Source organism: Amycolatopsis thermophila (assembly GCF_030814215.1).
Classification (GTDB): domain Bacteria; phylum Actinomycetota; class Actinomycetes; order Mycobacteriales; family Pseudonocardiaceae; genus Amycolatopsis_E; species Amycolatopsis_E thermophila.
This window is the reverse complement of record NZ_JAUSUT010000001.1, coordinates 1,089,018-1,108,790: the sequence shown is the minus strand read 5'-3', so window position 1 is coordinate 1,108,790 and position 19,773 is coordinate 1,089,018. Positions and strand designations below refer to the sequence as shown.

The 19,773-nt window shown below is 73.5% G+C and carries 20 protein-coding genes and 1 other RNA gene; 13 read left to right on the top strand and 8 right to left on the bottom strand.

From position 1 onward, the window contains the following. Window positions 1–18: 18 nt before the first annotated feature. Both FB470_RS05510 and FB470_RS05505 read left to right on the top strand, forming a co-directional pair. Window positions 19–237 (top strand): hypothetical protein, encoded by a 219-nt coding sequence (locus FB470_RS05510; RefSeq protein WP_306989259.1) that lies wholly within the window; start codon window positions 19–21, stop codon window positions 235–237. Between the two features lie 128 nt (window positions 238–365). Next, entirely contained in the window at window positions 366–686 is a 321-nt protein-coding gene (locus FB470_RS05505; RefSeq protein WP_306989258.1) for a cupin domain-containing protein, read from the top strand. 114 nt (window positions 687–800) lie between these two features. Here the strand turns inward: FB470_RS05505 and FB470_RS05500 are convergent, their stop codons facing one another. Genes FB470_RS05500 through FB470_RS05490 form a run of 3 tightly spaced genes read right to left on the bottom strand, consistent with a single transcriptional unit; the run spans window position 801 to window position 3,320 of the window. Beyond that, window positions 801–1,445, bottom strand: a complete 645-nt coding sequence (locus FB470_RS05500; protein ID WP_306989257.1) for a response regulator transcription factor — start codon at window positions 1,443–1,445, stop codon at window positions 801–803. A gap of 52 nt (window positions 1,446–1,497) precedes the next feature. After that, window positions 1,498–2,637, bottom strand: coding sequence for a sensor histidine kinase (locus tag FB470_RS05495; protein WP_306989256.1), 1,140 nt, complete (start codon window positions 2,635–2,637; stop codon window positions 1,498–1,500). Then, window positions 2,637–3,320 (bottom strand): sensor domain-containing protein, encoded by a 684-nt coding sequence (locus FB470_RS05490; RefSeq protein WP_306989254.1) that lies wholly within the window; start codon window positions 3,318–3,320, stop codon window positions 2,637–2,639. The genes FB470_RS05495 and FB470_RS05490 overlap by 1 nt, the downstream gene beginning before the upstream one ends. Window positions 3,321–3,477: 157 nt before the next feature. Here FB470_RS05490 and ssrA point away from each other — a divergent pair. Further along, window positions 3,478–3,849, top strand: a transfer-messenger RNA (tmRNA) gene (gene ssrA / locus FB470_RS05485). A 231-nt stretch (window positions 3,850–4,080) separates the two neighbouring features. Here ssrA and FB470_RS05480 read toward each other — a convergent pair. Next, window positions 4,081–4,854, bottom strand: coding sequence for an IclR family transcriptional regulator (locus FB470_RS05480; RefSeq protein ID WP_306989252.1), 774 nt, complete (start codon window positions 4,852–4,854; stop codon window positions 4,081–4,083). Between the two features lie 72 nt (window positions 4,855–4,926). Between FB470_RS05480 and hutH the strand changes: the two genes are divergently transcribed. From hutH to FB470_RS05445, 7 genes are all read left to right on the top strand, one after another. Next, on the top strand, window positions 4,927–6,435 hold the full coding sequence (hutH, locus tag FB470_RS05475; RefSeq protein WP_306989251.1) for a histidine ammonia-lyase: 1,509 nt from the start codon (window positions 4,927–4,929) through the stop codon (window positions 6,433–6,435). Then, window positions 6,432–8,072, top strand: a complete 1,641-nt coding sequence (gene hutU, locus FB470_RS05470; protein ID WP_306989249.1) for a urocanate hydratase — start codon at window positions 6,432–6,434, stop codon at window positions 8,070–8,072. Before hutH ends, hutU begins: the two co-directional genes overlap by 4 nt. Further along, window positions 8,069–9,229 (top strand): allantoate amidohydrolase, encoded by a 1,161-nt coding sequence (locus FB470_RS05465; protein ID WP_306989248.1) that lies wholly within the window; start codon window positions 8,069–8,071, stop codon window positions 9,227–9,229. The genes hutU and FB470_RS05465 overlap by 4 nt, the downstream gene beginning before the upstream one ends. Further along, on the top strand, window positions 9,226–10,503 hold the full coding sequence (locus FB470_RS05460) for a formimidoylglutamate deiminase (protein WP_306989246.1): 1,278 nt from the start codon (window positions 9,226–9,228) through the stop codon (window positions 10,501–10,503). The genes FB470_RS05465 and FB470_RS05460 overlap by 4 nt, the downstream gene beginning before the upstream one ends. After that, window positions 10,491–11,636 carry an imidazolonepropionase gene (gene hutI, locus FB470_RS05455; protein ID WP_306989244.1) on the top strand — a complete coding sequence of 382 codons (1,146 nt, stop codon included), beginning with the start codon at window positions 10,491–10,493 and terminating at the stop codon, window positions 11,634–11,636. The genes FB470_RS05460 and hutI overlap by 13 nt, the downstream gene beginning before the upstream one ends. A gap of 72 nt (window positions 11,637–11,708) precedes the next feature. Continuing rightward, the gene (locus FB470_RS05450) at window positions 11,709–12,833 is read left to right on the top strand and encodes an inorganic phosphate transporter (RefSeq protein ID WP_306989242.1); all 1,125 of its coding nucleotides are present in this window, start codon (window positions 11,709–11,711) and stop codon (window positions 12,831–12,833) included. 11 nt (window positions 12,834–12,844) lie between these two features. Further along, complete coding sequence (locus FB470_RS05445) at window positions 12,845–13,069, top strand: hypothetical protein (RefSeq protein ID WP_306989241.1); 225 nt, start codon at window positions 12,845–12,847, stop codon at window positions 13,067–13,069. On the opposite strand, the gene FB470_RS05440 is transcribed toward FB470_RS05445, so the two are convergent. The 3 genes from FB470_RS05440 to FB470_RS05430 are packed head-to-tail and all read right to left on the bottom strand — an operon-like array spanning window position 13,053 to window position 14,289. Further along, complete coding sequence (locus FB470_RS05440; protein WP_442320125.1) at window positions 13,053–13,421, bottom strand: VOC family protein; 369 nt, start codon at window positions 13,419–13,421, stop codon at window positions 13,053–13,055. The genes FB470_RS05445 and FB470_RS05440 overlap by 17 nt on opposite strands. Window positions 13,422–13,477: 56 nt before the next feature. Continuing rightward, window positions 13,478–14,083, bottom strand: coding sequence for a hypothetical protein (locus tag FB470_RS05435; protein WP_306989239.1), 606 nt, complete (start codon window positions 14,081–14,083; stop codon window positions 13,478–13,480). After that, the gene (locus tag FB470_RS05430; protein WP_306989237.1) at window positions 14,080–14,289 is read right to left on the bottom strand and encodes a hypothetical protein; all 210 of its coding nucleotides are present in this window, start codon (window positions 14,287–14,289) and stop codon (window positions 14,080–14,082) included. The genes FB470_RS05435 and FB470_RS05430 overlap by 4 nt, the downstream gene beginning before the upstream one ends. 27 nt (window positions 14,290–14,316) lie before the next feature. Between FB470_RS05430 and FB470_RS05425 the strand changes: the two genes are divergently transcribed. The 3 genes from FB470_RS05425 to FB470_RS05415 all read left to right on the top strand — a co-directional run bounded on the left by FB470_RS05425 (window position 14,317) and on the right by FB470_RS05415 (window position 16,716). Continuing rightward, on the top strand, window positions 14,317–15,033 hold the full coding sequence (locus tag FB470_RS05425) for a dienelactone hydrolase family protein (RefSeq protein WP_306989235.1): 717 nt from the start codon (window positions 14,317–14,319) through the stop codon (window positions 15,031–15,033). A 165-nt stretch (window positions 15,034–15,198) separates the two neighbouring features. Further along, window positions 15,199–15,801: a hypothetical protein gene (locus FB470_RS05420; protein WP_306989233.1), complete on the top strand. Its 603-nt coding sequence runs from the start codon at window positions 15,199–15,201 to the stop codon at window positions 15,799–15,801. Window positions 15,802–15,936: 135 nt separating this feature from the next. Further along, window positions 15,937–16,716, top strand: coding sequence for an ion transporter (locus FB470_RS05415; RefSeq protein ID WP_306989232.1), 780 nt, complete (start codon window positions 15,937–15,939; stop codon window positions 16,714–16,716). Here FB470_RS05415 and FB470_RS05410 read toward each other — a convergent pair. Beyond that, a complete protein-coding gene (locus tag FB470_RS05410) occupies window positions 16,704–19,739 on the bottom strand; it encodes an ATP-dependent helicase C-terminal domain-containing protein (RefSeq protein ID WP_306989230.1) in 3,036 nt (1,011 codons plus the stop codon). The two genes, FB470_RS05415 and FB470_RS05410, sit on opposite strands and share 13 nt — an antisense overlap. Between the last annotated feature and the right edge of the window lie 34 nt (window positions 19,740–19,773).

The following is a 19,773-nucleotide window of genomic DNA, read 5'->3' as shown; positions in this document are numbered from 1 at the left end:
CGACCCGAGGAGGGCTCCATGACCGAAGAGAACGTCCGGTTCTTCGGCGGCCCCCTCGACGGCCGGGTCCAGACGCTGGACGACCCGGTGTCGGGCACGGTCATGCGCCACGTTCACCTGCACGAGGGTCCCAAGATCGAGACCTTCTACCAGCTGGGTTTCACCCCGGAGGCCGGCTGGGAGTACCGGCTGTGCGGCTTGCCCGCCACCGAGGTCGACGAGGCCCGCGAGCTCTAGGATTGGTGATGCCGAGGTGCTCGCCGAGTTCGACGGCCGTGGCGGCGCGGTGGGACAGCAGGTGGAAGGCGAAGCCGTGCGCGGGGCGGACGTCGCCGAACCCCTCCTCGGCGAGGCGTGCGTGGAGGGTGTTCCGCCCGCTCGCCGTACCCAGCCGCGGATCGGCGGAGCTGGCCGTCTGGCTGCTGGAACTCGAGCCGGGACTGGTCGGCGAGGAGCACTCGGTGAGCCGCGAGGAGGTGTTCGTGCTCCAGTCGGGCGTGCTCGAACTGACTCTCGGCGGTGAGGTGTACCGGCTCACCTCCGGAGACGCCATGATCGTCCCGCCGGACACCCCGTTCCGGCTGGACAACCCGGGCGCGGAACCGGCGCGCGCGACGGTGTGCACGTCGGCCGGGATGGTCGGCACCGTGGGTGGCGCCACGATCGTGCCGCCGTGGACCCGCTAGATGAGCAAGGCGTAACTCGGTTATTAGTCAGGGATCGGGTGGCGGCTGGCCGGTGGTGCGGTCGTGCGAGATGGCGTGCTTGACCAGCGGCAACGCGGCCCGCAGACTACTCGTCTAGGGGCGGCCGAGGTAGGTGAGCACGGCACGGACCCGGCGGTGCTCCTCGGCGCTGGTTTCCAGCCCGAGCTTGGCGAAGATGTTGCCGATGTGCTTCTCGACGGCGCCGTGCGAGACGACCAGCCGCGCGGCGATCGCCGAGTTCGACAGGCCCTGCGCCATCAGCCCGAGCACCTCCGATTCGCGCGCGGTCAGCGCGTCCAGCGGGTTCTTCCGTCCCCTGGCCATGACCTGCGCGATCACCTCCGGATCGATGGCCGTCCCGCCCCGCGCGACACGGCGGACCGCGTCGAGGAAGTCGGCGACGTCGGCCACGCGTTCCTTCAGCAGGTAGCCGACCCCGCCGGCCCCGCCGGACAGCAGTTCGACCGCGTAGCTCTCCTCCACGTACTGCGACAGGACCAGCACCGGCAGGCCCGGCACCGCCTCGCGGGCGGCCAGCGCGGCCCGCAGGCCCTCGTCGGTGAACGTCGGCGGCATCCGAACGTCGACGATCGCCAGGTCCGGCTTGTGCTCGGTGACCGCGCCGACGAGCGCGTCGCCGTTGTCCACCGCGGCGACCGTCTCGATGCCCTCGTCGGCGAGCAGCCGCTCGACCCCGGCCCGCAACAGGACCGCGTCCTCCGCGATCACCACCCGCATCCCGCAACCCCCAGTCCGTGAGTGAATCCGCCCTATTCACTCACGAACCGGGTCACCACGTACACGGCAGGTCGGCCCGCACCACGGTCGGGCCGCCCTGCGGGCTCACCACGGTCATCACGCCGTCGATCGTCGCCGCGCGGTCGGCCAGGCCGGCCAGCCCGCCCCCGGGCCGGACCTCGGCCCCGCCGTGCCCGTTGTCGGTGATCTCGATGACCACCTTGTCGTCCGTGCGCCACGCCTTGACCTGCGCTTCCGTCGCGCCGGAGTGCTTGGCGACGTTGGTCAGCGTCTCACCGGCGATGAAGTAGGCGGTGGTCTCCACGGCCGCCGGCGGGCGCGGTTCGATGTCCACCGTGACCTCGACCGGGATCGGCGTCTTCGCCGCCAGCGCGGACAGGGCCGCGTCCAGGCCGCGGTCACCGAGCACCGCCGGGTAGATGCCGCGGGCGAGGTCCCGCAGTTCCGACACCGCGAGCTTCGCGTCGGTGTGGGCCTCGTCGATGAGGGCGCGGACCGCCTCCGGTCCCGCGTCCAGCTTGTTCTTCACCCGGCCCAGGTTCAGGGCGACGGCCACCAGCCGCTGTTGCGCGCCGTCGTGCAGGTCCCGCTCGATGCGGCGCCGCTCGGCCTCGGCCGCGTCCACGCCGCGGGCCCGCGACGCCTGCAGCTGCTGCGCCTTGACCCGCAGCCGCTCGGTCCGGTTCGGGCCGAGCAGCGCGATCGCCAGCGAACCGTGCATCCAGCCGATCCACGGGGCTACCCAGATCGCCATCGGCACCAGCAGGATCGACGCGAGACCGACCGCGAACTCGACGATGCCCAGCGGGAACGCCACCAGCAGGTAGGCCAGGTCCCGCCAGGTCGTGCCGTCCACCAGGCGCATCCGCCACCGCCGCAGCACCCCGCCGTCGACCGGGGCGCGGTCGGCGGCCGGCAGGGGAGTGCCGAGCATCCTGCGCACCCACCGGCGCTCCAGGTTCCCGAAGCCGCGGACCATGCTCGTCGTCCACAGCAGGATCGGGATGCCCACCCAGATCACCGTCGTCGCGATCCCGACCAGCGAGAGCACGACCACCAGCACGAACTGGACCAGGCGCAGCGCGAAGGAGGAAACCATGAAGGTGATCGTCTTCGCGGCCCCCGGGCGGGCCTGTTCGATCGGCCCCTGCTCACCGGCCACGGCGCTCATCATGCCACCAGACCGGGGTGCTCGGTGGGCGCTTCGGCGAGGCGGCGGGCACGCGGGCCGGGGCCGAGCATCGCGCGGACGAAGCGGGCGTGCGCCGAGCCGAGTGCGCGGGTCACGGTGACGGCCAGCGCCAGGACGAGCAGGCCCAGCGCGGCCCACGGCAGGGCGTCGACCGGCGAGTCCACCACGATCCAGCGCAGGTCGTACCCGGGGAAGAAGTAGGCACCGCCGGGCAGGTAGGTGCAGTAGAACGGCAGCGTGACCAGCGCGAGCCCGACCGACCAGAACGTGACCACGGTGACGAACTCGGCGATCCCGATCGGCAGCAGCAGGACCAGGTAGAGGGCGTCCCGCCAGGTCGCGCCGTCGCTGATCCGGGCCTTCCAGCGGCCCTTGAGCCCGCCCGGCGGGAGCGGCTTGTACGGCGTCGCGACGTAGGTGCCCAGCAGGCGGTGCACGCGGTCGCGCTCGAACCGGCCCGCGGCGCGCGCGATCAGCACCGCGGCGGCGAGGACCGGCAGGCCCACCCACACGATCGCGGTGCTCAGCCCGGCGGTGAACAGCGTCACCATCGCGCTGAACCCGGCGACGCCCAGCGGCAGGTTGGTGAGCAGGTACCCGAGCGACCCGAGTACCCCCGGGCGCGGGCGGGTGCCGTCCACCTCGGCGAAGGTCGGCCCCATGATCTGTTCCTCTCTCGGCAGCACGGGACCAGCATCGCCGGGTTCGCGCTGGTGGAACATGGGGCGCGCGGGCGTCACGCTGGTGGGGACAGCCCCACCCCGGTGAGGAACAAACCGGGTTGCCGCAGGCGTTATGCTGATTGCAGAACATCGACAAGGGGGTGAACGGTTTCGACTCTGGACGTTGAGTCAAGGGAAGCGTGCCGGTGCAGGCGAGAGACCACCGTAAGCGTCGTCGTAACCAATTAAGCGCCAAGACTAATAGTCAGCGCGACTTCGCCCTCGCCGCCTGAGCGAGTGCGAGTCTGTCGGCCCGGGAGCGCCTCCGTCCCGGTAGCCGGCATCAGCTAGGAGGCTCACCGTCCGGACCTGGCCGCGGGGTCCGGATGGGAAACCCACAGCGGCTGGGCCCGTCACACCGGCTTGTTCGCGTGACCGGTGGGGCCGAGTAGAGGCAGAGCGGACTGCGCACGGAGAAGCCTGGGCAAGACGCCAGAGGACCCGGGTTCAATTCCCGGCACCTCCACTCGCGAGCGGGCGAGGTGTGTTCGCGGAAGGCGCGAACACACCTCGCCCGTCGTGTTTTCTGGGGGTGCGACCCCCAGACCCGCCCGGCGGGCTCCGCCCCCGGACCCCCGGCTGTGGTTGCTTCGGCTTGAGAGTTCGGGTTGTGCCACGTTAGGTCGGCTCCGGTCTTTTGGGTCTCCCCGGGCCGGACTCCGTCCGGGGTCCCCGGTCCGCACGGTCGTGCCCGCGATGGTCAAGCCCGGCCGGGCGCCCGGCCGCCGATCTGGCGGGTGAGGGAAGCCGCGGTGGTGCGCACATCCCGGGCCAGCCCGGGCCACGTTTCGCCGCACCCCGACGGGCACACGTGGCGGAACGTGACGCTCACCGACGCCAGCGGGCTGCCGTTGTGGTCGAACACCGCCAGCGCCACCGAGGCGAAGTCCGGCGTCACGTGCCCGTCCTCGACCGCCCAGCCCCGCGTCCGCACCTCGGCGAGCGCACGCCGCAACGACGCCAGGTTGGACGGCCCCCGGCCGGTGCGGGTCACGAACGAGCGGGGGAACAGTGCTCGCACGTGCGGGTGCGGCAGGTGCGCCAGCAGCGCCTGCCCGCTGGCCGGGAGGTGCGCGGGCAGCCGGACCCCGACGTCGGTCACCAGCGTCTCCGGGGCGGGCGGCCGTTCCTTGAGCAGGTACATCAGCTCGTTGCCGTGCAGGACCCCCAGCTGCGCGGTGTGCCCGACCCGGTCGGCGAGCTTGCGCAGCAACGGCGCGGCCAGCCGTTCCAGCGGGTCGTGCCGCAGGTAGGCCGAGCCCAGCTCGAACGCGGCGATGCCCAGCCCGTACCGGCGCTCGGCTTCCAGGTGCACGACGAAACCGGCCGCCTCCAGCTCCGCCAGCAGGTGGTAGGTCGTCGAGCGGGGGAGCTCGAGCTCGCGGGCGATCGCCGCGGCCGAGATCGGCCCCGGACGCGTCGCCAGCACGCGCAGCACCGCCAGTCCACGGCGAAGGGCGGGCACGTCGCTCATGTGTCTGGGATACCAGACACAACCACCCGCCGGGGACCTCCTCCGGCGCGCGGGCGGGGTTCCAATGGGCACATGACAGTGCGGTTGGGCGCGGGGCCCCTCGATCGGCAGCAGGTCGTCGCGGTCGCGCGCGGCGGCGCGCAGGTGGAACTGACCGACGAGGTGCGCAAGACCCTCGCCGAGAACCGCCGCCACATCGACGCGCTCGCCGGGGCCGGCCAGCCCACCTACGGCATCTCGACCGGCTTCGGCGCGCTCGCGATCCGGCACATCCCCGCCGACCGCCGCACCGCCCTGCAGCGCTCCCTCATCCGCTCCCACGCCGCGGGCACCGGCCCGGCCGTCGAGGCGGAGGTCGTGCGCGCCCTGATGCTGCTGCGGCTGCGCACGCTCGCCTCCGGGCACACCGGCGTGCGCCCGGCGACGGCCGAAGCGCTGGCCGGGATGCTCAACGCGGGCATCGTGCCGGTGGTCCACGAGTACGGCTCGCTCGGCTGCTCCGGGGATCTCGCGCCGCTCGCGGCGGTCGCGCTCGCGCTGATGGGCGAGGGCGAGGTGCTCGACGGGCGTCCCGCCGCCGAAGCCCTCGCCGAGGCCGGGCTCGAACCGGTGACCCTCGCCGAGAAGGAGGGGCTGGCGCTGACCAACGGCACCGACGGGATGCTCGGCATGCTCGTCCTCGCCCTGGACGACCTCCGCCGCCTCCTCGACACCGCCGACCTGACCGCGGCCATGAGCGTGGAGGCCCTGCTCGGCACCGACCGGGTGTTCGCCGCGGACCTGCAGGCGCTGCGGCCGCACCCCGGTCAGGCCGTATCGGCGCGCCGGATGTTCGCCGCGCTCGCCGGTTCCGAGATCGTCGCGAGCCACCGCGGCCCGGAGTGCACACGCGTCCAGGACGCCTACTCGCTGCGGTGCGCGCCCCAGGTGCACGGCGCGGCCCGCGACACGGTCGCCCACGCCGAGCTGGTCGCCGACCGGGAACTCGCCGCGGCCATCGACAACCCCGTCGTCCTCGGCGACGGGCGGGTCGAGTCGAACGGCAACTTCCACGGCGCGCCGCTGGCCTACGTGCTGGACTTCCTGGCCATCCCGCTCGCCGACGTGGCGAGCATCGCCGAACGCCGCACCGACCGGATGCTCGACGTGTCCCGCTCGCACGGGCTGCCCGCGTTCCTCGCCGACGACCCCGGCGTCGACTCCGGGCACATGATCGCCCAGTACACGCAGGCGGCGATCGTCAGCGACCTCAAGCGGCTGGCCGTGCCCGCCTCGGTCGACTCGATCCCCAGCAGCGCGATGCAGGAGGACCACGTGTCGATGGGCTGGTCGGCGGCGCGCAAACTGCGTCGCGCCATCGACGGGCTGACGTCGGTGCTGGCGATCGAGCTGCTGACCGCCGCCCGTGCGCTGGACTTCCGCGCGCCGCTGCGGCCCGCGCCCGTCACCGCCGCGGTGCGCGACCTGCTGCGGGAACGCGTCGCCGCGCCAGGCCCGGACCGCCACCTCGCGCCGGAGATCGCGGCCGCCGAGGAGCTCGTCCGTTCGGGAGCCGTCCTGACCGCCCTGGAGGAAGCATGAGCCGCACCGTCCGGGCCGCCCGTGGAACCACGCTGACGGCGAAGACCTGGCAGACCGAAGCCGCGTTGCGGATGCTGCACAACAACCTCGACCCCGAGGTCGCCGAGCGGCCGCAGGACCTGGTCGTCTACGGCGGCACCGGCAAGGCCGCCCGCGACTGGGCCAGCTTCGACGCCATCACCCGCTGTCTCACCTACCTGCGCGAGGACGAGACGCTGCTGGTGCAGTCGGGCAAACCGGTGGGCGTCCTGCGCACGCACGAGTGGGCGCCGCGGGTGCTGATCGCCAACTCCAACCTCGTCGGCGACTGGGCGACCTGGCCGGAGTTCCGGCGGCTGGAGAAGCTCGGCCTCACGATGTACGGGCAGATGACCGCCGGGTCCTGGATCTACATCGGCACCCAGGGCATCCTGCAGGGCACCTACGAGACGTTCGCCGCCGTCGCGGAGAAGCGGTTCGGGGGATCGCTGAAGGGGACGCTCACGGTGACCGCCGGACTGGGTGGGATGGGTGGTGCGCAGCCGCTCGCGATCACCATGAACGGTGGCACCGCGCTCGTCGTCGAGTGCGATCCGGCACGGGCCCGTCGCCGGCTCGAGACCCGCTACCTCGACGAGCTGGCGTCCGATGTGGACTCCGCGATCCGCCGGGTCACCGCGGCGAAGAAGGCCGGGGAGGCGGTGTCGGTCGGCCTGATCGGCAACGCCGCCGAGGTGCTGCCGGAGCTGTTGCGCCGCGGGCTCGAGGCGGACGTCGTCACCGACCAGACCTCCGCCCACGACCCGCTCGCCTACCTGCCGATCGGCGTCGGGATCGGCGACTGGCACGACTACGCGGCCGCGAAGCCGGACGAGTTCACCGACCGCTCGCGCGCGTCGATGGCCGAGCACGTCGGCGCGATGCTCGGCTTCCTGGACGCCGGTGCCGAGGTGTTCGACTACGGCAACTCGCTGCGCGGCGAGGCGAAGCTCGGCGGCTGCGAGCGCGCCTTCGACTACCCCGGTTTCGTGCCCGCCTACATCCGCCCGCTGTTCTGCGAGGGCAAGGGACCGTTCCGCTGGGCCGCACTCTCCGGCGATCCCGCCGACATCGCCGCGACCGACCGCGCCATCCTCGATCTGTTCGAGGACAACGAGACCCTCACCCGGTGGATCCGGCTCGCCGGCGAACGCGTGGCGTTCCAGGGCCTTCCCGCGCGCATCTGCTGGCTCGGGTACGGCGAACGGCATCTGGCCGGGCTGCGGTTCAACGAGATGGTCGCCACTGGCGAGCTCAGCGCGCCGGTGGTGATCGGCCGCGACCACCTGGACGCGGGCAGCGTCGCCTCGCCCTACCGGGAGACCGAGGCGATGGCCGACGGCTCCGACGCGATCGCGGACTGGCCGCTGCTCAACGCACTGGTCAACACCGCGTCCGGGGCGAGCTGGGTGTCGCTGCACCACGGCGGGGGCGTCGGCATGGGCCGGTCGATCCACGCCGGGCAGGTGTGTGTCGCGGACGGGACACCGCTCGCCGCGCAGAAGCTGGAACGGGTCCTGACCAACGACCCGGCGATGGGCGTGCTCCGCCACGTGGACGCCGGGTACGAACGCGCCGCCGAGGTGGCAGCCGGGCACGGCCTGCGGGTGCCGAGGTGAGCCTGCTCGACGACCTCGCCGACGTCGGCCGCGCCGCGGGCGGTGGATACGCGCGCCACGGTTTCGACCGGGCCGAAGCCGAGCTGCGCGAGTGGTTCCGCGAGCAGGCCGGACGAAGCGGTCTGGACGTGGAGACCGACCGCAACGGGAACCTGTGGGCGTGGTGGGGCGAGCCCGGCCGGGACGCGCTGGTGACCGGCAGCCACCTCGACTCGGTGCCCGGCGGCGGCGCGTTCGACGGGCCGCTCGGTGTCGCCGGCGCGCTGGCGGCGGTGTCCCGGCTGCGGGGACGGGGGTTCACTCCCGCGCGACCGTTCGCGGTGGTCGTGTTCGCCGAGGAGGAGGGCGGGCGGTTCGGCGTGCCGTGCCTGGGATCCCGGCTGCTCACCGGCGCGCTCGACGCGGACCGGGCGCGGGCCCTGCGCGATCCGGACGGCGTGACGCTCGCCGAGGCCGCCGAGCGGGCCGGGGTGGATCCGGCGCGCTTCGGCCGGGACGACGTCGCGCTCGATCGGATCGGGACGTTCGTCGAGCTGCACATCGAGCAGGGGCGGGGGCTGGACGTGCCGGTCGCGGTCGGCAGCACGGTGCTCGAACACGGACGGTGGCGGTTTTCCTTCACCGGCCAAGGGAACCACGCGGGTACGACAATCCTGCGCGATCGCCGGGACCCGATGGTGCCCGCCGCCGGAACGGTCCTCGCCGCCCGCCGCGTCGCGTCTACTGTGGACTCTCGGGCCACGGTGGGCCGGCTGGTGCCGCGGCCCGGCGGCACGAACGTCATCCCCTCCGGCGTCGACCTGTGGCTGGACGCGCGCGGGCGGAGCCGTGACGTCGTGGCGGAGGTGACCGCAGCCGCCGAACGGGCCGCGGCGGCCGAGGGCTGCACGGTCACCGTCACCCAGGAGTCCTACGGCGGCACGGTCACCTTCGACCCCGCGCTGCGCGAGCGCCTCACCGGCCTGCTGGACGCACCCGAGCTGGCGACCGGCGCCGGCCACGACGCCGCGATCCTGGCCGCGCACGCCCCGGCGGCGATGCTCTACGTGCGCAATCCGACCGGCATCAGCCACGCTCCGGAGGAGTTCGCCGAGGACGTCGACGTCGAGGAGGGCGTGGTGGCGCTCGCCCGTGCCCTGGAGTCGTTGTCGACATGACGATCTTCTGGGCGGAGCACGCGTGGCTGCCGGGCGGAGTCGCGTCCGGGGTGCGGATCGAGGTGACGGACGGCGTGTTCACGGTCGTCAACCCGGACGCGCCGCGGGACGGCACGGTGTTGCGCGGGCTCGTGCTGCCCGGCTTCGCCAACGGGCATTCGCACGCCTTCCACCGCGCGCTGCGCGGCCGCACCCACCACGACCGCGGCACGTTCTGGACCTGGCGCGAGCGGATGTACGAGGTGGCCGCGAAGCTCGACCCCGACTCCTACCACCGCCTGGCCCGCGGCGTGTACGCCGAAATGGTGCTGGCGGGGTACACCGCCGTCGGCGAGTTCCACTACCTGCACCGCGCGCCGGGCGGACGGCCCTACGCCGACCCGAACGCGATGGGCCACGCCCTCGCCCAGGCCGCCGAGGACGCCGGCATCCGGCTGACCCTGCTCGACACGTGCTACCTGACCGGCGGTTTCGGCCGCGAGCTGTCCGGTGCGCAACTCCGCTTCGGTGACGGGGACGTCGACGGCTGGGCCGCGCGCGTCGCCCGGCTCGAGCCCGGCGCGGCGGTGGTCGGCGCGGCCGTGCACTCGGTCCGCGCGGTGCCCGCCGACCAGCTGCCGTTCTTCGCCGGGTGGGACGGCCCGCTGCACGTCCACCTGTCCGAGCAGCGGGCCGAGAACGACGACTGCCGGGCCCACCGGGGGTGCACGCCCGCCGAGCTGCTGCACGACGCCGGTGTCCTCGGCCCGCGCACCGTGGCCGTGCACGGCACGCACCTCACGGATTCGGACATCCGCTTGCTGTCGCGGGTCTGTTTCTGCCCGACGACCGAACGCGACCTCGGCGACGGCATCGGGGAGGCGCGGCGGCTGTCCCGCTCCGGCGCCGCTCTGTGCCTGGGCAGCGACAGTCACGCCGTGATCGACCCGTTCGCCGAACTGCAGGCCCTCGAACTGCACGAACGGCTCGCGGCCGGGCAACGCGGGTGCTTCACCGCCGGCGAACTGGTGGCCGCGGCGACCGACCACGCGGCGATCGGGCAACCGGCCGGGCGCCTGACCCCCGGCGCGCCCGCGGACCTGGTCGTGGTCGCCCTCGATTCGGTCCGGACGGCGGGCACCGAACCCGGTGGGGCGGTGTTCGCCGCCTCCGCTGCCGACGTCACGGACGTGCTGGTCGGCGGCCGGTGGATCGTGCGGGACCGGGAGCACCGGCTGGTGGACCGTCCGGCGGCGGCGCTGGCGGACGAGGTGGAGGCGCTGTGGCGGTCCTGATCACCGGCATCGGCGAGCTGACCACGAACGACGACGCGCTGGGCACCCTGCACGACGCGGCGATCGTCGTCGAGGGCCCCGAGGTCGCCTGGGTCGGCCCCGCGGCGGCCGCGCCGGACGCCGACGAACGGGTGGACGTGGAGGGCCGCGCCGCCCTGCCCGGCTGGGTGGACAGCCACACGCACCTGGTGTTCGCCGGCGACCGCACCGCCGAGTTCGAGGCCAGGATGGCCGGGCAGCCCTACTCCGCGGGCGGCATCGCCGTCACCGTGGCGGCGACCCGCGCGGCCGGCGACGCGGAGCTGACCGCGAACCTGCGCCGGCACGTGGCCGAGGCGGCTCGCCAGGGGACGACGTGCCTGGAGACCAAGACCGGCTACGGGCTGACGGTCGCCGACGAGGTCCGCTCCGCGCGGATCGCCGCCGAAGTGGCCGACGAGGTCACCTTCCTGGGCGCCCACCTGGTGCCGCCCGGCGCCGACGCCGAGTCCTATGTGGATCTCGTGTGCGGCGGCATGCTCGACGCGGTCGCCGGATCGGTGCGGTGGGCGGACGTGTTCTGCGAGACCGGCGCGTTCGACGAGGCCCAGTCGGAGCGGGTCCTGCGCGCGGCCGCGCGTCACGGCCTCGGTCTGCGGGTGCACGGCAACCAGCTCGGACCGGGCCCCGGGGTCCGGCTCGCGGTCCGGGTGGGCGCGGCGAGCGTCGACCACTGCTCCCACCTGTCCGACGCCGACGTCGAGGCGCTGGCCGGCTCGAACACCGTGGCGACCCTGCTCCCGGCCTGCGACCTGTCCACGCGGCAACCGCTGGCCCCGGCGCGCCGCCTGCTCGACGCGGGCGCGACCGTGGCGCTGGCCACCAACGCCAACCCCGGCAGCTCCTACACCACGTCGATGAGCTTCTGCGTCGCGACGGCCGTGCTGCAGATGGGCCTGTCCGTCGAGGAGGCGGTGCGGGCGGCGACCCTCGGCGGGGCGCGGGCCCTGCGCCGCGAGGACGTCGGCGTGCTCCGGCCGGGCGCCCGAGCCGACCTGCACGTGCTCGACGCGCCCTCCCGGACCCACCTCGCCTACCGGCCGGGGGTGCCCCTGACGTGGCGGGTGTGGCGCGCGGGCACACCGGTGGCGTGAGGAAGGCCGCATTCACCGACAGTTCACCGGTTCCGGTCCCCGTGCCGTCACCCGAAAGGTACCGTTGGAGGTGTGGACCTCTCCCTGATCGTCCTCGTGGTGATCATCGCCGCGCTGGCCTTCGACTTCACCAACGGTTTCCACGACACCGCCAACGCCATGGCCACCTCCATCGCCACCGGCGCCCTCAGACCGAAGGTCGCCGTCGCGATCTCCGCCGTGCTGAACCTCGTCGGCGCGTTCCTGTCCGTCGAGGTGGCCAAGACCATCTCCGGCGGGATCGTCGACGACACGAAGGTCACCCCGGTCGTCGTCTTCGCCGGACTGGTCGGGGCGATCCTGTGGAACCTCGTGACCTGGCTGGTCGGCCTGCCGTCCAGCTCCTCGCACGCCCTGTTCGGCGGCCTGATCGGCGCCACCTGGGTCGCCTCCGGGTCCGACGCGGTGCACTTCGCGCAGGTCGTGCGGAAGGTCCTGATCCCCGCCGTCGCCTCGCCGCTCGTGGCCGGGCTGGTCGCCGTGGTCGGCACCTTCCTCGTCTACCGGATCACCGCGAAGGTGCGCCAGGACGTGGTGGGCAAGTCGTTCAAGCGCGCGCAGGTGCTGTCCGCGTCGCTGGTCTCGCTCGCGCACGGGACCAACGACGCGCAGAAGACCATGGGTGTGATCACGCTGGTCCTCATCTCGTCCGGCACGCTCGCCGCCGGCTCCGGGCCACCCCTGTGGGTCGTGCTCAGCGCGGGCCTGGCCATCGCCTTCGGCACCTACATGGGCGGCTGGCGGATCATCCACACGATGGGCCGCAAGATCACCGACGTGCAGACACCGCAGGGTTTCGCCGCCGAGGCCAGCGCGGCCGCCACGATCCTGGCGTCCTCGCATCTCGGGTTCGCGCTGTCCACCACGCACGTCTGCTCGGGCGGCGTGATCGGCTCCGGCGTCGGGCGGCGGCTGGCCGAGGTCCGGTGGAGCGTCGCCGGCCGCATGGCGCTGGCCTGGCTGCTGACCCTGCCCGCGGCCGCCGCGGTGGGCGCGGTCGCGGCGAAGGTCGCGACCCTGGGCACCGTCGGCACGGTCGTAGTCGGCCTGGTGCTGATCGCCGCGGCACTGGGCATCTGGCTGTGGTCGCGGCGCAACCCGGTCACGCCCCACTCGGTGGCGCCCGAAGCCGAGCAACCCGTTCCCGTGGCGGCCTGAGGAGGCACCGCATGCACATCGACTGGACCGCACTGGGCACCGTGTTCGTGGTCGCCCTCGCCGCTGTGGCCGTCGTGACCGGGCTGTTCGCGGTCGGCGTGCGCGGGGTCGCCGCCCGCGCCGACGCGCGGGAGAGCGGCGGCACGGGCACGGCGGGCGCTGTCACCGCGGGCGTGTGCTTCGCGGCGTGCGCCGCCGTCGTCCTGTACGGCATCTACCTCATCGTGGCGGCCTGAGCGGCAGGTGCGCGAGGACGTTGACCACCGTGCCGCCGGGGTCTTCCAGGAAGAAGCGGCGCACGCCCCACGGCTCGTCCCGCAACGGGTAGACGACTCGCAACCCGCGGCGCAGGACCTCTTCGTGCGCCGCGTCGACCGCCTCCGGTTCACCGACGTCGATCCCGAACCGTGGCGCGGGTTCGTCCGCGCCGGGTGACGGGATGACGATCTGCGCGGTCGGGTTGCCGGGGGAGCGCAGGCCGAGGACGGGGTCTTCCATCGCCACCTCGAGCCCGAGGACCTCGACGTAGAAGGCCCGGGACCGGGCGAGCTCGGTGCCGTCGGCGTAGGGAACGATTCGTCTGATCACCAGCCGATGGTCCCGCGGCCCGGCGGCCGCCGGCTTGGAGAAACGGGAACTCCGGCTCAGCGGAGGTGTTCCGGCAGCCGGGCGAGCCGTTCGGGCGGCAGCAGGTCCCGCACCTTCGTGATCTTCGACGGGTCGTCGAGCAGTGCGGCGACCTCGGGCAGCGCTTCGTCCGGGATGAACTCCAGGCTGGTCACGATCGTCGAGTCCGGCAGGTGGTCGACGAACCGGGCGATCGTGATCCAGTCCTCGCGCCGGGCCAGCTCCCGCGCCACGGCCACCACCACCGGCGCCGGCAGCTTCGCGATGATGCCGCGGGCCCGCCGCGGGTCCAGCTCGGCTGCGACGTCGGCGAGGAACACCGGCGACAGGCGGCCGGCGATCTCCGCGCCCCGGGAGGCCTCGACCAGCCCGGCGATGCGCGCGGCGAGCAGCGGCCCGAACACGCGCTCGGCCATCTTGGCGAGCACCGGCGTGGGCAGCAGCTTGCTCGCCCCGGCCATCCGCTCCAGCACGCCCAGGTGCGCGTCGAAGAGCACGGTCGTCGTCCGTTCCCGCAGCTCACGCAGGTCTTCGACGGGGACCTCCGCGAGGTAGGCCAGTCGTCCGGGCGCCACGCCCAGCACGCGGGCCAGCTTGCGGATCTCGGCCTCCGCGGGCGTCACAGCCCGACGGCCTTCCGGACGGCGGGCCGCAACAGCGCGGGCACGAACTTCAGCGCGTCGTTGCCCGCCTTGGCCAGGGCCGCCGCCTGACGTCGCCGGGCGGCGCGCAGGGCATCCGCCAGGTCCTGCTGGTGTGCCGGGTCCAGCGCGGCGACGCCCGTGGGCGGTTCGGCGCCGAGCTGCTCGGCCAGGGTGCGTTCGGCCATGCCGATCATCATGCCTAATGTCGCGGCATGACACAGGACATCGAAACGTCCCGGCTCACCGTCAACGGTCTCGGCGCCTACCTCGCGCAGCCCGCCGGCGGCAGCCGATCCGGCATGCTGTTGCTGCCCATGGTCACCGGCATCGGCGAGCAGGTCCGCGAGTGGGCCGGCGCGATCGCCGCGACCGGTGTCACGGCGCTGGTGTGGGACCCGTGGCACGGTCCGAGCAGCGACGACACCTCGATGCCCGACCTGCTGGCGAAGATGCCCGAACTCGACGACGCGGTCGCGATGGACGAGCAGACGCAGCTGCTGGACCACCTCTTCGGCGAGCTCGGCTGCACCCGCGCGGGCGTGATCGGGTGGTGCCTGGGCGGCCGGTTCGCGCTCATCCTGGGTGGCCGAGATCACCGTCTGTCCGGCGTGGTCGCCTACCACCCGACGGTTCCCGGTGAGACGCCGCCGAACCACACCATGGACGCCGTCGCGCACGCCGGGCTCATCAAGGCGCCGGTGATGATGCTGTACCCGACGGCGGACGAACTGGTGCCGCGCTCGCGGTTCGACGAGCTGCAGGCGGCGTTGCAGGGGCGGAGCGCCGGGGCCAGCCTGATCCACGTCTACCCGGACGCCGAGCACGGCTTCAGCAACAAGACGCGGCACGGCACGCCGGTCAACGCCGAGGCGTTCGCGTTGTCCTGGCCGCAGGTGCTGGAGTTCGTCCGGGTCACCACCGAAATCTGACTTTCGACAGATACCCGCCGTCCACATCGGTCGGTAGCGTCCTCCCCATGGGGAAACCATGGGGGAGAGCCGTTGAGCTGCTGACGAGCGTGCTGGTGCTCGCGTTGCTGGTCTGCGAAAGGCGTGGCAACGCCGTAGGAGCTGATCGGCGGGTTGGTGGCGACCGTGGTCACGGGCGCCGCCGCGCGGCGCGGTCCGTGGCTGTCGCGGACCGCCGCGGTGGGGTGCGGCGTGGCGATGCTGGTCAGCTTCGGCAGCCGGGTCCCGGTGTGGCCGGTGTTGGTGATGGTGCCGTTCGCCCGCCTCGCCGTGCGGCACATGGACTCCGTGCGGCCGGCACTGGTCACGTTCCTGGCGGTCGCGGGGTTCGCCGTGCCGATATTGCCGGCGATCGGCCGCTGCGCGCTGGCCGGCTGGGGTGCGGCGGCCGGGGTGATGCGGTTCGCCGGGGTGCTGCCCTGGTGGCTGGGGCGGTACATGCGCGCGCGGCGGGACCTGGTGGAGGCCGGGTGGCAGTGGGCGGAGGAGCTGCGGCAGCGGATCGTGGCGGAGGAGGCCGGGCTCCGAGAGCGGGCTCGCATCGCGGGCGACGTGCACGATTCGCTGAGTCTGATTGCCCTCCCGGAGCCGCCGCGCTGGAGGTCAAGGGCCACTCGGAAGTCGCATCCCGGCGCGAAGCAGCAGCCACCGCGACCGACCGCCTGCGCGAGATCATCGACGTCCTCCGCGAAGACGCCGCCCCCACCGCCCCCGTCCACAAAGTCCTGACCGCGCACGCGCCGAAGCGCTTGGTCAGCGCTCGTACCGGGATCATGCGCCCGAACCCCCGATCCGGACACGCGCGGACACATCGGCCGAAGGGGGTCGGGTCACCTGCACATTCGGCAGGGCAGAATGCGGCGCATGACTTCTCGGCGGAGAGTGAGCGCGCTCGATGTGGCCATGCTGGTGCTGGCCGTGGTCTCCGTCGGCCTGGTCGTCTTCGTGACGTTCTTCCCGCACTCCCCCGGGACGGCGCACCGCATCTTCGTCATCGACACCTCGATCTGCGGGGTGTTCCTGGTCGAGTTCCTGTGGCGGTGGTCGCGCGCGGGCTGGGAAAAACGGTTCCCGCTGCGCAACTGGTACGAGATCCTCGGCATGATCCCGATCGCGCACCCGGCGCTGCGCAGCTTCCGCCTGCTGCGGATCGTCATGGTGGTCGTGCGGCTGGCCCGGACCGCCGACCGCGCGTTCGGCGAGCTGTTCACCCAGCGCCTGGTGGAACGCATGTCCCGGCCGATCGTGCTGGCCATCAAGAAGCCGATCACCATCGCGGTGCTCGACGAGGTCGTCAAGGTCATCGAGACCGGCAACTACCCGGAGAACCTGGCCCGCTCCCTCGGGGAGAACCGGGACGTGCTGCGCGCCATCGTCACCGAGAAGATCAAGAGCGACCGGCAGGCGGGCCGGCTGTCCCGGCTGCCGTTCCACGACGAGGTCCTCCGGTCCCTTGTGGACACCACGATGCGCGTGATGCTCGAGGTGCTGGTGGATCCGCGCACGGAGGCGTTCTTCGCGCAGGTGGTGCGGGAGAACCGGGAGCAGATCCGCCAGGCGGTCGTCCTCGGCCTGCACGAGGTGGAGGACGAGGACCTCGAGCGGAGCCTGCCGGTGCGGCCGGAGCGGTCCTACGGTGCGTGAGGGTCCGCGGGCCAGGCGTGCTTGGGGTAACGGCCGCGCAGCTCGGCCCGCACCGACTGGTACCCGTTCGCCCAGAACGACTCCAGGTCGCTGGTGACGGCCGCCGGCCGTCCGGCGGGGGAGAGCAGGTGCAGCACGACGGGCACGCGCCCGCCGGCGATCTTCGGGGTGTCCCGCCAGCCGAAGGCCAGCTGCAGCTTCACCGCCAGCACCGGCCGCCCGGTGGTGTAGTCGACGCGGAACCGGGCCCCGGACGGGACCTGGATGCGGTCCGGGGCGAGTTCGTCCAGGCGGCCCGCCTCGGGCCAGGGCAGCAGCCGGCGCAGGGCGGACGCGGTGTCGATGCGGGCGAGGTCCGCGCGGCGGCGGGCGCGGGACAGTTCCGGCTCGAGCCAATCGTCCACTCTGGACAGCAGGGTCTCGTCGTCGACCGCGGGCCACGGATCGCCGAGGACGTCGTGCAGGAACGCGATCCGCGACCGAAGGCGGTCCGCGTCCGTGGTCCAGGTCAGGACGTCGCCGTCCCGGAGCCCGGTGAGCAGGGCCGCGCGCACGAGAGCGGGGTCGGGGTCGCGGAGGGGCCGGTCCCGCAGGACGATCGCGCCCAGCCGGCGCACCCGCCGGGCGACGACATCGCCCGACCACGTGACCTCGTCCCGCTCGGTGACGAGGTTCGGCGCGGCGCGCACAGCAAGGTCCTCGTCCGCGCGCGCGGCCAGCCGGATGACGCCGTGGGCGCGGCCGGGATCACGGGTCGCCTCGGCGACGGCGAGCCACTCGGCGTCACCGAGCCCGCTCCCGGCGGGCAACTCGGCCGCGGTCCCGCCGGCCATGAGATACACCGGCTGGTCCGGCGCCCGTCGGCGAGCCAGCCGCTCCGGGTACGCCAACGCGACGACGAGCGCCGGATCCTCGGCATCCGAGCCTCCGGGCGCGGTCACGTCGGATGCGCGCGCAGTCTCGGCCTGTCCTGAGGTGGGTGCTGGCGCGTGCGACTGTTGTCGCGGGCCGGTGGTGGCGGTCGTCCGCTGAGGGAGGTTCCGGGCTGCTGACGCGGGCCGGCTGAGGTCGGACTGCGCTGTTTCGAAGTGATCGGCGGTCGCGTCGGTTGTGGGGGTGGTCGAGTCCTGTCCTGACCTGTGCGCTGGTGAATCGGAGTGCGACTGCTGTCGCGGGTCGGTGGTGGCAGCGGCCCCGTGAGGGAGGTCTCGCGCTGCCGGTCCGGGCTGGCTGAGGTCGGACGGTGCTGTGGCGGAGTGGTGCGCGGTGGCGTCGGATGCGCGCCCGGTCGCGGTCTGCCCTGAGCTGGATGCTGGCGAGTGCGACTGCTGTCCCGGGTCGGTGGTGGCGGTCGTCCGCTGAGGGAGGTTCCGGGCTGCTGACGCGGGCCGGTTGACGTTGGACGGCGCTGTGTTGGGGTGGTCGGCGGTGGCGTCGGTTGTGGGTGTCGTCGCGGGGTGTCCGGAGCTGCGTGGCGGCGCATCGGAGCGCGACAGGTGCACCGGGTCGGTGGTGGCAGCGGCCCAGTGGGGGAGACCTCGAGCTGCCGGTCCGGGCCGGTCGAGGTCGGACCATGCTGTGTCGGAGTGGTCCGCGCGGCGTGGCACGAGGCGTTCCAGGCGGCGTACGTCCGCGTGCCAGCGGGAGCTCCGGTCACTGCGGAGGCGGCGCAGCTCGGCGTCCACGTCGGTCAGGGTGGCGCCCGCGTCCATCAGCGCCACCACCTCGGCCGCGTGATGTGCGCCGACCGCGGCCGCTCCGTCGAGCAATGCCCGCGCCAGCCGCGGATGCAGGCCGAGCTCGGCCATGCGCCGGCCGCGGTCGGTGATCCTGTCGCCGTCCAGGGCGCCCAGCGCCCGGAGCAGGTCCTGGCCCGCCGCGAGCGGGCCCGCCGGCGGCGGATCCCACCACGACAACCCGGCCCCGTCCGGCGTCGACCAGCAGGCCAGTTCCAGCGCGAGACGGGCCAGCTCGGCGGTGCGGATCTCGGGCTCGGGATAGGCGGTCAGGCCCGCCTGCTCGTGCTGCGGCCAGCACCGGTAAGCCCGCCCCGGCGCCTCCCGCCCGGCCCGGCCCGCCCGCTGCTCGGCCACGGCGGCCGACACCCGGACCGTGGCCAGCCCGGGCAAGCCGCGCCGGTGGTCCACCCGCGGCACCCGCGCCTGCCCCGAATCGACCACCGCCCGCACGCCCGGCACCGTCAGGCTCGACTCGGCGACCGCTGTCGCCAGCACCACCCGCCGCCGGTCGCCCGGCCGCAGCGCCGCGTCCTGCCGTCCGGGCGCGAGCCGGCCGTGCAGGGGCACGACATCCACACCCGGCAGATCGAGCATGCCGCCGACCCGGGCGATCTCGCCCGCACCCGGCAGGAACGCGAGCACGTCACCATCACCGTCCGCGAGTGCCGTGCGCACCGCCCGCGCCACACACGCCTCGACCCGCTCGCCGCGCGCCGGCGGGACGTAGGTCACCTCGACCGGATAGGTCCGCGCCCGCGCGGTCACCACCGGCGCTCCGCCGAGCAGCTCCGCCAGGCGCCCGGACGCGACCGTGGCCGAGGTCGCCAGCAACCGGAGGTCGTCCCGCAGGCCGCCGCGGACGTCGAGCAGCAGCGCGAGCAGCAGGTCGGCGTCCAGGTGCCGTTCGTGGCACTCGTCCAGCAACACGGTCGAGACCCCGGGCAGCTCGGGGTCGTTCTGCACCCGCCGCACCAGCAGGCCGGACGTGACCACCTCCACCCGCGTGCGCTTGGACACCTTCCGATCACCGCGGACGGCGTATCCGACGGTCTCACCGACCGGTTCCCCCAGCAGCGCCGCCATGCGGGCGGCCGCCGCGCGAGCGGCGAGCCGACGCGGCTCGGCGACCACGATGCGGCCCTCGGTGCGGGTCATCAGGTCCAGCGGGACGATCGTCGTCTTACCGGTGCCGGGCGGTGCGACCAGCACCGCGGCGCCGTGACCGTCCAGGGCGGCGGCGAGCTCGCCGAGGACCGCGCGGACGGGGAGATCGGGCAGGTTCATGGCAGACGTCACGGTAGCCCGTCCGCCGTCGCCG

What these genes read in the sequence shown, in the direction of transcription:
- hutH (WP_306989251.1), top strand. Translation starts at nt 4,927, where the DNA reads ATGACAGTGCGGTTGGGCGCGGGGCCCCTCGATCGGCAGCAGGTCGTC.
- FB470_RS05415 (WP_306989232.1), top strand. Translation starts at nt 15,937, where the DNA reads ATGACTTCTCGGCGGAGAGTGAGCGCGCTCGATGTGGCCATGCTGGTG.
- FB470_RS05445 (WP_306989241.1), top strand. Translation starts at nt 12,845, where the DNA reads ATGCACATCGACTGGACCGCACTGGGCACCGTGTTCGTGGTCGCCCTC.
- hutU (WP_306989249.1), top strand. Translation starts at nt 6,432, where the DNA reads ATGAGCCGCACCGTCCGGGCCGCCCGTGGAACCACGCTGACGGCGAAG.
- FB470_RS05490 (WP_306989254.1), bottom strand. Translation starts at nt 3,320, where the DNA reads ATGGGGCCGACCTTCGCCGAGGTGGACGGCACCCGCCCGCGCCCGGGG.
- FB470_RS05510 (WP_306989259.1), top strand. Translation starts at nt 19, where the DNA reads ATGACCGAAGAGAACGTCCGGTTCTTCGGCGGCCCCCTCGACGGCCGG.
- FB470_RS05460 (WP_306989246.1), top strand. Translation starts at nt 9,226, where the DNA reads ATGACGATCTTCTGGGCGGAGCACGCGTGGCTGCCGGGCGGAGTCGCG.
- FB470_RS05500 (WP_306989257.1), bottom strand. Translation starts at nt 1,445, where the DNA reads ATGCGGGTGGTGATCGCGGAGGACGCGGTCCTGTTGCGGGCCGGGGTC.
- FB470_RS05425 (WP_306989235.1), top strand. Translation starts at nt 14,317, where the DNA reads ATGACACAGGACATCGAAACGTCCCGGCTCACCGTCAACGGTCTCGGC.
- FB470_RS05430 (WP_306989237.1), bottom strand. Translation starts at nt 14,289, where the DNA reads ATGGCCGAACGCACCCTGGCCGAGCAGCTCGGCGCCGAACCGCCCACG.
- FB470_RS05480 (WP_306989252.1), bottom strand. Translation starts at nt 4,854, where the DNA reads ATGAGCGACGTGCCCGCCCTTCGCCGTGGACTGGCGGTGCTGCGCGTG.
- FB470_RS05410 (WP_306989230.1), bottom strand. Translation starts at nt 19,739, where the DNA reads ATGAACCTGCCCGATCTCCCCGTCCGCGCGGTCCTCGGCGAGCTCGCC.
- FB470_RS05495 (WP_306989256.1), bottom strand. Translation starts at nt 2,637, where the DNA reads ATGAGCGCCGTGGCCGGTGAGCAGGGGCCGATCGAACAGGCCCGCCCG.